Origin of the sequence: Pseudomonas sp. P135 (assembly GCF_020312125.1) — a bacterium.
GTDB classification, from domain to species: domain Bacteria; phylum Pseudomonadota; class Gammaproteobacteria; order Pseudomonadales; family Pseudomonadaceae; genus Aquipseudomonas; species Aquipseudomonas fragariae.
In genome coordinates this window covers 32,479-46,265 of record NZ_JAGPYR010000026.1, presented here as the reverse complement: position 1 = coordinate 46,265, position 13,787 = coordinate 32,479, and the positions used below count along the sequence as shown (strand labels likewise).

General features: G+C 59.2%; 13 protein-coding genes. 3 read left to right on the top strand and 10 right to left on the bottom strand.

Annotated features, from left to right (window positions below; all coding sequences use genetic code 11):
* Positions 1-180: 180 nt before the first annotated feature.
* The 6 genes from msrQ to KBY08_RS24715 all read right to left on the bottom strand — a co-directional run bounded on the left by msrQ (position 181) and on the right by KBY08_RS24715 (position 6,194).
* Positions 181-813 (bottom strand): protein-methionine-sulfoxide reductase heme-binding subunit MsrQ, encoded by a 633-nt coding sequence (gene msrQ / locus KBY08_RS24740; RefSeq protein WP_057457682.1) that lies wholly within the window; start codon positions 811-813, stop codon positions 181-183.
* Positions 813-1,826, bottom strand: coding sequence for a protein-methionine-sulfoxide reductase catalytic subunit MsrP (gene msrP, locus KBY08_RS24735; RefSeq protein ID WP_103714208.1), 1,014 nt, complete (start codon positions 1,824-1,826; stop codon positions 813-815). Before msrP ends, msrQ begins: the two co-directional genes overlap by 1 nt.
* Before the next feature lie 69 nt (positions 1,827-1,895).
* Complete coding sequence (gene pssA, locus KBY08_RS24730; RefSeq protein WP_003406703.1) at positions 1,896-2,741, bottom strand: CDP-diacylglycerol--serine O-phosphatidyltransferase; 846 nt, start codon at positions 2,739-2,741, stop codon at positions 1,896-1,898.
* A 170-nt stretch (positions 2,742-2,911) separates the two neighbouring features.
* Complete coding sequence (gene ilvC / locus KBY08_RS24725) at positions 2,912-3,928, bottom strand: ketol-acid reductoisomerase (RefSeq protein WP_002552076.1); 1,017 nt, start codon at positions 3,926-3,928, stop codon at positions 2,912-2,914.
* 47 nt (positions 3,929-3,975) lie between these two features.
* On the bottom strand, positions 3,976-4,467 hold the full coding sequence (ilvN, locus tag KBY08_RS24720; protein ID WP_002552075.1) for an acetolactate synthase small subunit: 492 nt from the start codon (positions 4,465-4,467) through the stop codon (positions 3,976-3,978).
* Between the two features lie 2 nt (positions 4,468-4,469).
* Positions 4,470-6,194: an acetolactate synthase 3 large subunit gene (locus tag KBY08_RS24715; protein WP_003406695.1), complete on the bottom strand. Its 1,725-nt coding sequence runs from the start codon at positions 6,192-6,194 to the stop codon at positions 4,470-4,472.
* 397 nt (positions 6,195-6,591) lie between these two features.
* Here KBY08_RS24715 and KBY08_RS24710 point away from each other — a divergent pair, with 397 nt between their 5' ends.
* Positions 6,592-7,008, top strand: coding sequence for a DUF4124 domain-containing protein (locus tag KBY08_RS24710; RefSeq protein WP_003406694.1), 417 nt, complete (start codon positions 6,592-6,594; stop codon positions 7,006-7,008).
* Between the two features lie 11 nt (positions 7,009-7,019).
* On the opposite strand, the gene KBY08_RS24705 is transcribed toward KBY08_RS24710, so the two are convergent.
* From KBY08_RS24705 to mrcB, 3 genes are read right to left on the bottom strand one after another with little or no spacing between them, the layout of a single operon-like run.
* The gene (locus tag KBY08_RS24705) at positions 7,020-7,349 is read right to left on the bottom strand and encodes a YqcC family protein (protein WP_003406693.1); all 330 of its coding nucleotides are present in this window, start codon (positions 7,347-7,349) and stop codon (positions 7,020-7,022) included.
* Positions 7,349-8,092 carry a tetratricopeptide repeat protein gene (locus KBY08_RS24700; RefSeq protein ID WP_050427267.1) on the bottom strand — a complete coding sequence of 248 codons (744 nt, stop codon included), beginning with the start codon at positions 8,090-8,092 and terminating at the stop codon, positions 7,349-7,351. The genes KBY08_RS24705 and KBY08_RS24700 overlap by 1 nt, the downstream gene beginning before the upstream one ends.
* A 17-nt stretch (positions 8,093-8,109) precedes the next feature.
* A complete protein-coding gene (mrcB, locus tag KBY08_RS24695) occupies positions 8,110-10,431 on the bottom strand; it encodes a penicillin-binding protein 1B (RefSeq protein ID WP_003427455.1) in 2,322 nt (773 codons plus the stop codon).
* 130 nt (positions 10,432-10,561) lie between these two features.
* On the opposite strand from mrcB, the gene KBY08_RS24690 reads away from it, so the two are divergent.
* Both KBY08_RS24690 and KBY08_RS24685 read left to right on the top strand, forming a co-directional pair.
* Positions 10,562-12,100, top strand: a complete 1,539-nt coding sequence (locus KBY08_RS24690; protein ID WP_003406690.1) for a bifunctional aminoglycoside phosphotransferase/ATP-binding protein — start codon at positions 10,562-10,564, stop codon at positions 12,098-12,100.
* 100 nt (positions 12,101-12,200) lie between these two features.
* Positions 12,201-12,545, top strand: coding sequence for a pentapeptide repeat-containing protein (locus KBY08_RS24685; protein ID WP_003371360.1), 345 nt, complete (start codon positions 12,201-12,203; stop codon positions 12,543-12,545).
* Positions 12,546-12,911: 366 nt separating this feature from the next.
* Here the strand turns inward: KBY08_RS24685 and deoC are convergent, their stop codons facing one another.
* Entirely contained in the window at positions 12,912-13,697 is a 786-nt protein-coding gene (gene deoC / locus KBY08_RS24680; RefSeq protein WP_024651883.1) for a deoxyribose-phosphate aldolase, read from the bottom strand.
* Positions 13,698-13,787 lie beyond the last annotated feature (90 nt).

Here is a 13,787-nt window from a genome sequence, read left to right as displayed (position 1 = left end):
TCTACAGCGTTACAACCGCGTGTCAAACTCTTTTTTCTCACCGCTGTCGATCACTCCAGACCCGACCTCCTTCCTCGCTGACTCTTCACTTCAAAACCTTGCAAACCATTGATCTACAAGGCTTTTTCGTTTCCGTCTGCGCCGGAAGTGGGGCGAATTATAGACACCTCAGCGAGGGCGTCAACCGTTATTTTGAACTTTTACCGATCTGGCCTTCGCAGCGCCGCCCAGACGCGGGATTCGCCGAGCAAACACGGGAATGCGCAGCAATAACAGGAATGCACCTATCCCCGCATACAGCGCCCACTCTTTAAGGTCGGCCCGGACAATCCAGAACATATGCAGCAGGCCCAGCCCCAGAATTACGTAGATGATCCTATGCAGCTTTTTCCAGCGTGCTCCCAGACGGCGCTGACTATAACGGTTGGAAGTCAGCGCCAGCGCAAGCAACCCCAGCAACGCCAGCGCACCGACGATGATATAAGGACGCTTGACCAGCTCGACACCCAACTGCCCCCAATCCAGCCCCAGAATGAACAGTGCGTACATGCTCAGGTGCAGCAACGCATAGGCAAAGCACCACAGGCCCAGCTGGCGACGCACCACAATCCACCCGGACCAACCGGTAAGGCGCTGCAACGGTGTCATGGAGAGCGTGATCAGCAGCATGACCAGCGTCGCCACTCCGAAGTTTTCCACAAGGACCTTGCCGGGATCAGGTCCGAGCGCAAAAATCCATGCCTGGTACAACCACCACACAGGCGCAATACAAGCGGCAAGAAATACAGCCAGACGCAAAAACGGATATCGCATCAATAGTCCTTCCGCAAATCCATGCCGGCGTACAAGGAACCCACCTCTTCCTCATAGCCATTGAACATTTTCGTGTCGCGCAGATTCGGGCTGAACAGACCGCTCGGCAAGCGGCGCTCGCGGGCTTGCGTCCAGCGCGGGTGATCGACAGTCGGGTTGACGTTGGCATAGAAGCCATACTCGTTTGCCGCAATGCTTTGCCAGGTGGTCTTCGGCTGCTCACTGACCAGACTGATACGCACGATGGACTTCACACTCTTGAAACCGTACTTCCATGGCACCACCAGGCGTAACGGTGCGCCATTCTGGTTAGGCAGCTCACGCCCATACATGCCCACCGCCAGAATCGCCAGAGGGTTCATCGCCTCGTCCAGACGCAGCCCTTCTACATAAGGCCAGTCGATCAGGGCAAAGTCCGAGCGCTGACCCGGCATGGACTTGGCGTCCTCCAGCGTTTCGAACCGGATGTATTTGGCTTTGGAGGTCGGCTCTACCTGCTTGAGCAACGCAGAGATCGGAAAACCGATCCATGGGATGACCATCGACCAGGCTTCGACGCAACGCAACCGGTAGATCCGCTCTTCCAGCTGGTAAGGCTTCATGAAGTCTTCGAGCGCATAGCGGCCAGGCTTGGCGACTTCACCATCGATCACGACACTCCACGGCTCGGTCTGCAGAGAGCCAGCGTTCTTGGCAGGATCGCCCTTGTCAGTACCGAACTCATAGAAGTTGTTGTAATGGGTTGCGTCCTTGAACGGCGTGATCGCCTCGTCCTGGACGTTGACCGCCTGCCATTTCGTGGCAGGCAGTTTTTCCGCGAACCAGCCTGGCGCTTTGCCTGGCTCTACATCGGCATACCGCGAAGCATCTGCGGCCCCCGCCCAGCGCGGCATTGCCGTGACGGCAAGACCTGCAAGCGAGCTGGCGAGCAATGTGCGTCGCGAGAGATAAATGGATTCAGGCGTGACGTCCGACTCTTTGGAGTCGGACGCAGAAGGAAGTTTGATTAACATGATGACTCCGCAGGCCAGGGAACTGATGCACCAATAGACTACGGAGTATGGTGGAAATTAGATCATTGACTAGGCCTTGCGGCGACGTAGCAGATACTGAATGGGGCCGGACAGAGCGTAAGCGAGAAATATCAGCAGCAAAATGCGCGGCGGGTCGCTGAATACGACAGCAAACACCAAGACCACCGCCAGAATCGCAACGAACGGCACGCGGCCCTTCAAGTCCAGCTCCTTGAAGCTGTTGTACTTGATGTTACTGACCATCAGCATACCGGCGGCCGCGACCAGCAACGCAACGAGAAACGACAGCTTGGAGCCCTGAATCCCGAAATCGCTGAATGCCCAGACCGTGCCGGCCACTACACCTGCCGCTGCCGGACTGGCCAGGCCGATGAAGTAGCGCTTGTCAGCCTTGCCGACCTGCGTATTGAAGCGCGCCAGACGCAATGCGGCGCCGGCTACATAGATGAAGGCAACCATCCAGCCGACCTTGCCCATGTCGCCCAGCGCCCAGCCAAATGCCAGCAACGCCGGGGCCACACCAAAGGCAACCATGTCGGACAGCGAATCGTACTCGGCGCCAAACGCGCTTTGCGTGTTGGTCATGCGCGCCACACGACCATCCAGGCCGTCGAGCACCATGGCCACGAAGATCGCAATCGCAGCGAATGCGAAATACTTGCTTGCCCCGGCAAAATCACCGGCGCTCATGGCGCTTTGCGCACTCATGGAGCTGATGATGGAGTAGAAACCCGCGAACAGATTCGCCGTGGTAAACAGGTTGGGAAGCAGGTAGATACCCCGATGCCGGACCTGCCGGCCTTCGGCGTCATGGCCCTCTTCCACGTGTTCATCGATAGGTAGCAGACTTTCAGCGTCAGAGGCCTTGACGGGCTCTTCAGGACGTTCGCTCATGGAGATTACCTTGCAGCGGTATGAAAAGGTTCGACACAGATCTGCGGCGACGGTTCGCCAGCAAACGATGCAGCTTTATACCAGAGCCTGACCCAGAACGAAAAAGCGCGACCGATGGGTCGCGCCTTTTCCTGTAAACCAGCTGTAGTCCGGCGGTGAACCGGAAAAGCTTAGTTCTTGTCCTTGTCGACGATTTTGTTCGCCGCGATCCAAGGCATCATCGAGCGCAGTTTTTCACCGATGATTTCGATACCGTGCGCAGCGTTGTTACGACGCTTGGCAGTCATCGACGGGTAGCCGGTAGCACCTTCGCTGATGAACATCTTCGCGTATTCGCCGTCCTGGATGCGCTTCAGAGCGTTGCGCATGGCCTGACGGGATTCGGCGTTGATGACTTCAGGGCCGGTGACGTATTCGCCGTATTCGGCGTTGTTGGAGATCGAGTAGTTCATGTTGGCGATACCGCCTTCGTACATGAGGTCAACGATCAGCTTCAGTTCGTGCAGGCACTCGAAGTAAGCCATTTCCGGCGCGTAGCCAGCTTCGACCAGCGTTTCGAAACCAGCCTTGACCAGCTCGACAGTACCGCCGCACAGAACAGCCTGCTCGCCGAACAGGTCGGTTTCAGTCTCGTCCTTGAAGGTGGTTTCGATGATGCCGGTACGGCCGCCGCCAACGCCCGAAGCGTAGGACAGGGCAACGTTCTTGGCATTGCCGGAAGCATCCTGATAAACCGCGATCAGATCAGGGATACCGCCGCCTTTGACGAACTCGGTACGCACGGTGTGGCCCGGGGCCTTCGGCGCGATCATGATCACGTCGAGGTCAGCGCGCGGCACAACCTGGTTGTAGTGGATCGCGAAGCCGTGGGAGAACGCCAGTGTTGCGCCCTTTTTCAGGTTCGGCTCGACTTCGTTCTTGTACAGCTGGGACTGGAACTCGTCCGGGGTCAGGATCATGACCAGGTCGGCGGCAGCAACGGCAGAAGCGACGTCAGTCACTTTCAGGCCATGAGCCTCGGCCTTGGCGACAGTGGCCGAACCTTTACGCAGGCCGACAGTGACATCAACGCCGGAGTCTTTCAGGTTGCACGCCTGAGCGTGGCCTTGCGAACCGTAACCGATGATGGCGACTTTCTTGCCCTGAATGATCGAAAGGTCACAGTCTTTGTCGTAGAAAACTTTCATGGAAATCCCCTGTTATCTTGGCCACGCAGGCCATTTGCTTAATTGATTTAAATGCTCAGCACTTTGTCGCCACGGGCAATGCCCGTTACGCCACTGCGTACTGTTTCCAGGATAGCGGCGGTGCCGATGGCCTGAATGAAGCTGTCCAGTTTGTCGCTCGTGCCGCTCAGTTGCACGGTGTAGACGCTGGCGGTCACGTCGACGATCTGCCCGCGGAAGATATCCGTGGTGCGCTTGATCTCCGCACGCTGCGCGCCGGTGGCCTTGACCTTGACCAGCATCAGTTCGCGCTCGATGTGAGCGCTTTCCGACAGGTCGACCAGCTTGACCACTTCGATGAGCTTGTTGAGGTTCTTGGTGATCTGCTCGATCACCTCATCATGACCTACGGTGGTGAGCGTCAGACGCGACAGGGTCGGGTCTTCGGTCGGCGCAACCGTCAGGCTTTCGATGTTGTAGTTACGCTGGGAGAACAGACCAACGACGCGCGACAGTGCACCCGGTTCGTTTTCCAGCAGCAGGGAAATGATATGGCGCATGATTATGTCCGCTCCGTCTTGCTCAACCACATATCGCGCATGGAGCCGTCCTTGATTTGCATCGGATAGACGTGCTCGGTCACATCGACCTGAATATCCATGAACACCAGCCGGTCAGTCATGGCAAAGGCTTCTTCCATCTTCGGCTTCAGATCCTTCAGGTCAGTGATACGCATGCCGACGTGACCATAGGCCTCGACCAGCTTGACGAAATCAGGCAGCGACTCCATGTAGGAATGCGAGTGACGCGCGCCGTAGCTCATGTCCTGCCACTGGCGGACCATGCCCAGCACACCGTTGTTGAGCAGAATGATCTTCACCGGCAGGCCGTACTGCAGGCAGGTCGACAGCTCCTGAATGTTCATCTGGATACTGCCTTCGCCGGTCACGCAGGCCACGTGCTCGTCCGGGAAACTCAGTTTCACGCCCATTGCTGCCGGAAAACCAAAGCCCATGGTGCCCAGGCCGCCCGAGTTGATCCAGCGGTTCGGCTTGTTGAAGCGGTAGTACTGCGCAGCGAACATCTGATGCTGACCGACGTCCGAGGTGACATAAGCGTCGCCCTTGGTGACTTCGCACAGCGTTTCGATAACGGCCTGCGGCTTGATGACTGTGCCATCGCCACGGTTGTACGGGAACAGATCCCCCGTACCGCGCCACTCGTCAATCTGCTTCCACCACGCAGCAACGGATGCCTTGTCGGGTGTCTCGCCGATCTCTTTCAAGGTGGCAACCATTTCGGTCAGCACGCTTTCGACAGGACCGACGATAGGCACGTCGGCCTTGATGGTCTTGGAGATCGAAGCCGGGTCGATATCGATGTGAATAATCTTGGCGTTCGGGCAGAACTTGCTGGCGCCGTTGATGACTCGGTCGTCGAAGCGCGCGCCGACGGCCAGGATCACATCGGTGTGGTGCATCGCGAGGTTGGCGGTGTAGCTGCCGTGCATCCCGAGCATGCCGACGAACTGGCGATCCGTGCCCGGATAGCACCCAAGCCCCATCAGGGTGTTGGTTACCGGTGCATCGAGCAGTTGCGCCAGCTCGGTCAGTTGCGCCGAAGCATTGCCCATGATCACCCCGCCACCGGCGTAGACGATAGGACGCTTGGCCGCCAGCAGCATCTCGACGGCCTTGCGGATCTGACCGGAATGGCCACGAACCGCCGGGCTGTAGGAGCGCAGCTTGGCTTTTTTCGGGAAGACGTATTCGAATTTTTCGGCCGGGTTGGTCATGTCCTTCGGAATATCGACGACCACCGGGCCCGGACGACCGGACTGTGCCAGGTAGAAAGCCTTTTTCAGGACGTCCGGGATTTCCGACGGGTGCTTGATCATGAAGCTGTGCTTCACGATCGGCCGGGAGATACCGATCATGTCGGTCTCCTGGAACGCATCGGTGCCCACCAGCGTACTGGCTACCTGACCGGACAGGACCACCATCGGAATGGAGTCCATGTACGCCGTGGCGATACCGGTAATGGCATTGGTTGCACCAGGACCCGAGGTCACCAGCACCACGCCTGCCTTGCCGGTAGCCCGCGCATAGCCATCGGCCATGTGCGTGGCAGCCTGCTCGTGGCGAACAAGGATGTGGCTCACCGCCGGTTCTTTGAACAGAGCATCGTAGACATGCAGGAGGGCACCACCGGGGTACCCATAGATATGCTCAACGCCTTCGTCACGCAAAAAGCGGACGACCATTTCAGCGCCAGATAAAAGCTCCACGTTGTTCACCTCTAAAACGCCAGAATACCGCCCACTCCGGGACGGGTCTTAATAGGTTTACTGCCAGCAGAGCATGAGCGACGGTGGTCGCCGACTACGTCAGCACTGACTGAGCAAGTATTGGGAGGTCCCTGAGTGTTGCGGAACATTCCCACCCAGCGCGAGGTAACGCGTTGCGGGTGTTACAGGTCGGCGCGGGTGTGCGCCTCATGATCTACCGAGAGGGTCTGCTTCTGGCAGTCCTTCTACAGCGAACTTTGGATTGTTGTGATTCCCCCCCTTCAAGTCAAGCGATCCGTGCGCTTTCTTGACACCCGACAAGTGAAATCGCACCGTTTCGGACTGAAATGCACTGTTATGGTAGCTTTCTGCATGCACAGACTTTCAAGGACCCGACATGCATTGGATGATTCTCGCCGCCGCGCTGGCCATCAGCGCAACCAGCCAGGCCGCTTCGATCTACAAGTGGGTGGATGCCCAGGGCGTAACGCACTTTGATGCCCAGCCCCCCACTGGCCAGCCGGTGCAGGAAATCAATGTGCAGACTCCGCCACCTGCCGCCGCGCCGGGCATGCCTGCGGACGACGGGGCTGCGCAACAACGCGAGATTGACCAGAAAGTCAAAAGCCAGGTGAAGGCTCAGGAAGCCAAGCGCGCGGAAAATTGCGAAACCCTGCGCACCAATCTTGCGCAGTTGCAAAACAATCCGCGAGTGCGCGAGCAGGTTGGAGGAGAATCAAGGCGCCTTACGGATGAGAACCGCAAGACGCGTATCGAAGAAACCAACAAGGCGATCAGCGAATACTGCCGCTAGAAGCGCGCCGATCAGCGCGCTGCTGTGATCAGCTGGTCGAACCGCGCCAGGTGCGCTTGCAGCTGCCGGGTTTCACTCATGCACCCGGCATAGACCATCTCGGCCATTTCCAGAATGCCGGAAGCATTGGGCAACGGCAGGTCGCGCTCGAGGATGACCTTCATCCGCGGCAGGAAAATCCACTGCAGCCACTGGGCGAACTCCAGGGTATCGACGCTGAACGGTTCCTGACTGGCGAGCGCCTGCTCGCTGGGCGGCGTGGTATCCCACCAGCCCAGCACGCGCAACTCGCGCTCTATCAGCAACAGTTGCTCGGCAACCTCAGGTAAACGTCCGTCCATCAGCGAGCCTTTTGACGAGCCAGGGCAGCACCGGCCGCGTCACCCTGCTTTTCGCGTGACTGAGCGATCAATCCCCACAGACTGGCCTGCAGGCTGGTACGCCCGTTGGCGTAAGTCAGACCACGACGTGCCAGCTGCTCGGCCTGGGCCGCATCGCCCTGAGCCAGACGCACCTGAGCCAGACGATAGAGCACTTGCGGCTCGCGCGGTGCAACCCGCTGCGCACGCTCGAGACTGGACGACGCGCCATTGAGATCGCCACTGGTCTGCTGTTGCTGGGCGGTGGTCAACAATGCCAGTACAGGCCCGTCAAGCTGCTCGTCCTCCGACAGACCGCCACCGCTGGACGGGATCCCGGTCGGGGCAGAAGCGGCCGGCATGCTGTAGCTGTTGTTTGCGGGAGCCTGACTGACCGGGGCCTGGGTGACCGGCGCAGCATCGACAGGCGGAGTGTTGACACTGAACGGCGCCTGACTGGCTGGCGCAGAGTAACTCTGTCCTGCATCGGCGCCACCCGCGCCCGGCACCATCACTACGACGCCCGAGTCCTGCGGCACGGCTTGCGGCTGCTGTTGCACAGGCGCCGTGTTGGTCCGGTAAGTACCGTTACGCGACGCTGCCGCACCTTCGCCATTGGACACCTTGGAGCTCGAATCCACGACCGGAATCGAGCCGCGTTCCACACTGGCGCAGCCGTTCAGCAAGGCCAGTGCCGTTAAAGCTGGAATCCACCATTTATTCACTTGAAAACCTCGATTGCCTAGTTCAACCAACCCTTGACCCAGTCCATCACCTCAGTGGCAGGTGCCGGAGCGCCGCCGCATGTCGCGCCGGGCTGGGGCTCACTGCCGCGAATATACGGCATCTGCACGGCATTCGGGCAGCTTGCATCCGACCCCTGACCGGTCTGCGCATCGACCCACGCCTGAACGACGTTGTCCGGCATCGCCATGTCCAGCGGCAGCGGGCCGGCCTTGCGCATGAAACTGGTCCAGACCTGCAGGGCACCGGTGGCACCGGTAAACGGTGTCTTGCCGTTGTCGTCGCGCCCCATCCACACCACCGCCAGCAGGTCCTGACTGAACCCGGCAAACCAGCTGTCACGCGAGTCGTTACTGGTACCGGTCTTGCCCGCCAGATTCAACGAGCTCGGCAATACGTTGTAAACAGATTTGCCCGTACCTTCGCGCATGACCCGCTGCATCGCATTCTGCACCAGGTATATGGCACCCGGATCGAAGCGCTGTTCAATCTGGAACGGATAACGCTTGAGTGGCTCGCCTTCCGCGGTGAGCACGCTGCGAATACCACGCATCGGCGTATTGAACCCGCCGCTGGCGATGGTCTGATACATGGTGGCCACTTCCATCGGACTCAAGCCACCCGCACCCAGCAGCATCGACGGATAGGTCGGCCATTCGCGCGTCACACCCAGTTTGGCCAGTGTCTTGAACACGTTTGGAATGCCCAGTTCAAGACCCAGCTTGGCGGTCGACAGGTTGTAAGAGTGCGCCAGCCCCTGATACAGGAAGATATTGCCGTGTGACTTGTGATCGTAGTTCTGCGGTTTCCATATCTGGCCATCGGCGCCTTTGACCTGGAACAGTTCGTCGGCAATCCAGCTGGTCAAGGTGTACTGGCTTGGCCGCTCAAGTGCCGTCAGGTAGATAGCCGGCTTGACCAGCGAGCCGATCGGACGCACCGCGTCGATCGCCCGGTTGAAGCCCGAGAACCCGGCCTCACGCCCACCGATCAACGCCTGCACTTCGCCGGTTTCAGGATTGGTGACGACCATGGCCGACTCCACTTCATCAGAGCCCTTGCGCCCGGCGAGCTTCTTGAACGTGTCGTCCATGGCCGCCTGGGACTTCATCTGCAGGATCGGATCGAAGCTGGTAAAGATCCGCAGCCCTTCTTCGGTCAGGTCTTCGTCGCGATAGTCTTCGCGCAGCTGACGCTTGACCAGATCGAGGAACGCCGGGAACGAGCTGTCGGCGAGGGTCCCGGTCTTGGTCACACCCAGTGGCATTTTTTTCGCAGCAGCGACTACTTCGGGAGTGGCGACGCCCTGCTGCTCAAACAGGTCGAGCACCAGATTACGACGCTCCAGAGCACGCTCCGGATTGCGCCGCGGGTTGTAGAAGGAAGGCCCCTTGACCAGTCCGACCAGCATCGCCACCTGATGGATTTTCAGCTCGGACAGCGGCTGGCTGAAGAAATACTGGCTGGCCAGACCGAAACCGTGAACGGCGCGCTGGCCGTCCTGCCCGACGAACACTTCGTTGAGATAGGCCTCGAGGATTTCCTGCTTGCTGTAATGAATCTCCAGCAGAACGGCCATCATGGCTTCGGTCAGCTTACGGGTAAGGCTGCGTTCATTGGTCAGGTAGAAGTTCTTGACCAACTGCTGGGTCAGCGTACTGCCGCCCTGGCGCATCTGCCCCTGCGAGGTATTGACCCAGATCGCCCGGGCAATGGACTTGGGCGACACGCCGAAGTGGTGATAGAAATCCCGGTCCTCGACCGCTACCAGCCCGTCGAGCAGATAGGGCGGCGCCTGATCCAGCTTGATCAGGATCCGGTCTTCCAGATTCTTCGGGTACAGGCCGCCGATCAGCAAGGGCTCGAGTCGTGCCACCGCAAGCTTGGCACCATTGCCCGAAGACAGGTCGGCTACATAGTCACCGGAAAAGCGCACGCGCACCTGCTGCGCTGCATCAGTGCCTTCGTAAAACTGAAAGCCACGCGTATTGAGGTCGACGGTATTGCCGTTCACCGCAGCGGCGCCGGGACCATTCGCCACGCTTTCGCGGCGATAGCCCAGGGCGTCGAGTTCGATGAGAAAGTCATCGCGGCTCAGCTTCTGTCCGACGAACAGCTCCAGCGGCCGTGCATAGACCTTGGCCGGGATGGTCCAGCGCTTGCCGGAGAATTTTTCCTGGACGATTGCATCGAGATAAATGGCCAGGCCGCCGAGCAGAACCAGGCCGACAATACCGAGCTTCAACGCCCAGCCCAGCCACTTGTTAAGGCTGCGGGGAGGTTGTTTTTTTGCAGAACGAGAGGTGCGGGATCGAGTCATGGGCGCGGATTATACGCACTTTACCGAGGATCGACAGACGCCCGAGTCAGCGGTTTGCAGCCTCGCGCCAAGCGGCCATAATGGCGGCATCGTGTACTTACATTTTGAACACATTCCTGAAGGATCGACCGTGAGCCAGTCTTTGATTGCTGCCCTGCAGAACCCTGCCCTCTTCCCCCATCCGGTGGAGAGTTTCCAGGTCATCGAAACGCACATTTCCTGGGTGCTGCTGACGGGTCCGTATGCCTACAAATTCAAAAAGCCGATGAACTTCGGCTTTCTGGATTTCACCACGCTGGCCCTGCGCAAGCACTTCTGCGAAGAAGAGTTGCGCCTGAATCAGCGTCTGACCGACGATCTCTACATCGAAGTCCTGCCAATCACTGGCACAGAGGACACGCCGCAACTGGGCGGCGACGGTGAAGCGATCGAATACGCGCTGAAGATGAAACAGTTCTCGCAGGATGGCCTGCTGAGCACGCTGCAGGCCAACGGTGAATTGACGACTGCGCACATCGACGAACTGGCGCGCCAGATTGCCGGTTTTCACCTGACCTCGCCGCAGGTCGGAGCTGAAAGCGAACTGGGCTCGGCTGACAGCGTGATGGCCCCGGTGGTACAGAATTTCGAGCAGATTCGCCCGCTGATCAGCGAAAAATCCGACCTGGCACAGCTTGATGCCCTGCACGCGTGGGCAGAGTCGAGCTTTGCGCGACTCAAGCCGTTGCTGGCCCACCGCAAGGCCGATGGGTTCATCCGTGAGTGCCATGGCGACATTCATCTGGGCAATGCGACGGTGATTGATGGCAAGGTCGTGCTGTTCGACTGCATCGAGTTCAACGAGCCGTTCCGCAAGACCGATGTCTATGCCGACATCGGCTTTCTGGCAATGGACCTTGAAGACCGTGGCCTGAAGTCGCTGTCACGGCGTTTGATCAGTCAGTACCTGGAAGTCACCGGCGACTACGCGGGCCTGGAGCTGTTGAATTTCTACAAGGCCTACCGCGCAATGGTCCGCGCCAAGGTGGCACTGTTCAGCCAGCCGGCCGATGCCGACGGCTTGCAGCGCGCGGCGACGCTTCGTCAGTACCGCAACTATGCCAATCTGGCCGAGAGCTACAGCGCCATCCCTTCACCGTTTCTGACGATCACCCACGGTGTCTCTGCCGTTGGCAAAAGCCACGTGGCGATGCGTCTGGTGGAATCGCTGGGCGCCATCCGCCTGCGCTCGGACGTAGAGCGCAAGCGCCTGTTTGCCGGCCAGGGTCAGGATCTGTATGACGCGCAAGCCAGCAGCACAACCTATGCACGCCTGCATGAGCTGGCCACCGCAACCCTGCGCGCAGGCTTCTCGGTGGTAATCGATGCCACTTACCTCAAGCGCGAGCAGCGCGATGCGGCGGCAAAGATTGCCGAAAACACCGGCGTCCCGTTCCTGATTCTGGATTGCGAAGCACCGCAGGCGGTGATCGCTGGCTGGCTTGCGCAGCGTCAGGCACAGGACAACGACCCCTCTGACGCGACACTGGAAGTCATCGAGGCTCAGCAGGCCAGTCGCGAGCCGCTCGGCGCCGACGAAATCCTGCGCAGCAAGAAGGTTGCAACCAACGTCAGCAGCGATCTGGACAGCCTTATCGACAACCTGCGTCAGCGCCTGCCGGGTCTGTAAAACGACACATGGCCGTTGAGCGGTTAGCGCTTCACGGCCTTACAATGATGGCGATATACTGGCGCCACAATTCCAACGCAATGACATGTCGGAGGCCATCATGAGCCACCCCAAACAGATCGACTCACCGCTTTATATGCTGCTGCGCAAAGATGACGTCGAAGGTTTCAATCAAGAGAAACCGCGAACCGGCACCATCGACATGGTGGGGGGCGACTTCAGGGGGCTGGACCTGCGCGCGCTGGACACCGCCAATATCGACTTCACCGACGCCTATTTTCGCTCTGCCGACCTTCGTGGCCTGGACCTGCGCAATACGCCGATGGAAGGTGCGAGCATCGCTCATGCACAGATTTCAGGCGTGTTCTTCCCGGCTGAACTCTCGGCTGACGAGATTCTGATGTCGGTGAATTTCGGCACGCGCCTGCGCTACCGTACCCACTGATACCGCAAAAACGTTGCAGCCTGCACGCGCAATGCACAGCAGGCTGGCGATGTAGCGCCCTGCTTTCACCCCTTCTTCCCTCGCATGCGCAACCCGCTCGCCACTGAGGCTACGCTGTACTCCGTCACGTTTAATCCATGAATATCCTGCCTGAATCACCCGCAGGCACAGGCACGCGTGCGACCAAAAGAAATGTTGACTTACAAATGAGAATCGTTATGATTATCACATCCGGTCGCGAGACTGGACGGTAGCCTGAAAGACCTTGGTTCGGACTTTCAGATTATCTCCTCATCAGGCTAATCACGGTTTTTGACCCGGCTCTTTGCCGGGTCTTTTTTTGTCCGGCGCAAAGCCATCGATCATTCAAAAGCCATCGCCACCACCATGCGACTCGAGCAGGCCGAGCCTTGCCAGCAAGTCGTCCAGCACGCTGGAGCCGCCCAGCCGAAAGCGCCCGGCGTTGATCCATTGCAGGCCAAATCGCGCGCGGACCAGTGCCATGTAAACACGCGCCTCGTCGAACGTACGGATCCCGCCTGCAACCTTCAGCCCTACTTGCCCGCCTACGTCGGCAATGGACTCCAGCATGATCCGTGCAGCCTGCGGCGTGACATGCCTGGCGGCCTTGCCGGTGCTGGTCTTGATGAAGTCAGCGCCCGAAACGATCGCATCGCGGCAAGCGTCGAGGATCATTTGCGAGTCACGCAAGTCACCGGTTTCAAGCGTCGCTGTAAGCCTCACCTGCCCGGCACACAAGGCCGAACACGCCGAGATCATCGCCAGGCCGGGCTGCCGGTCTCCGCCGAGCAGCGCGCGAAAGGGATACACGACGTCGATTTCATCCGCGCCAGCCATCAGCGCAGCACGTACCTGGGCGATGACGGACTGAACATTGCTGCTGCCATGAGGGAAATTGACCACGGCGACGACCTTGATATGACGAGCCTGTAAGCGATCCAGCGTGGTGCGTGCCAGACACACGAAACGTTGCTGGACGCTGACCGCTGCAACCGGCCCCACAGGCGTGCATGCGCGCCGACAGATGCCGACAATGCGCTGCTCCGTGTCGTCTGTATTGAGGGCAAACAGCTCAAGCAGCCCGATGACCTGACGCGCCAGCCGCTCATCATCTGCTGTCATCTCTTTCATAGTGTTTCCGCTCTGCAAAACATGAGCGGACGATATACAGCTGCAAGGCTGACAGGTGCGAGCGGCGTACTTAAAGACGATGGCTACAAA

Coding starts and splice junctions, on each gene's coding strand:
- msrQ (WP_057457682.1), bottom strand. CDS start 813: ATGCGATATCCGTTTTTGCGTCTGGCTGTATTTCTTGCCGCTTGTATT.
- msrP (WP_103714208.1), bottom strand. CDS start 1,826: ATGTTAATCAAACTTCCTTCTGCGTCCGACTCCAAAGAGTCGGACGTC.
- pssA (WP_003406703.1), bottom strand. CDS start 2,741: ATGAGCGAACGTCCTGAAGAGCCCGTCAAGGCCTCTGACGCTGAAAGT.
- ilvC (WP_002552076.1), bottom strand. CDS start 3,928: ATGAAAGTTTTCTACGACAAAGACTGTGACCTTTCGATCATTCAGGGC.
- ilvN (WP_002552075.1), bottom strand. CDS start 4,467: ATGCGCCATATCATTTCCCTGCTGCTGGAAAACGAACCGGGTGCACTG.
- KBY08_RS24710 (WP_003406694.1), top strand. CDS start 6,592: ATGCATTGGATGATTCTCGCCGCCGCGCTGGCCATCAGCGCAACCAGC.
- KBY08_RS24705 (WP_003406693.1), bottom strand. CDS start 7,349: ATGGACGGACGTTTACCTGAGGTTGCCGAGCAACTGTTGCTGATAGAG.
- mrcB (WP_003427455.1), bottom strand. CDS start 10,431: ATGACTCGATCCCGCACCTCTCGTTCTGCAAAAAAACAACCTCCCCGC.
- KBY08_RS24685 (WP_003371360.1), top strand. CDS start 12,201: ATGAGCCACCCCAAACAGATCGACTCACCGCTTTATATGCTGCTGCGC.
- deoC (WP_024651883.1), bottom strand. CDS start 13,697: ATGAAAGAGATGACAGCAGATGATGAGCGGCTGGCGCGTCAGGTCATC.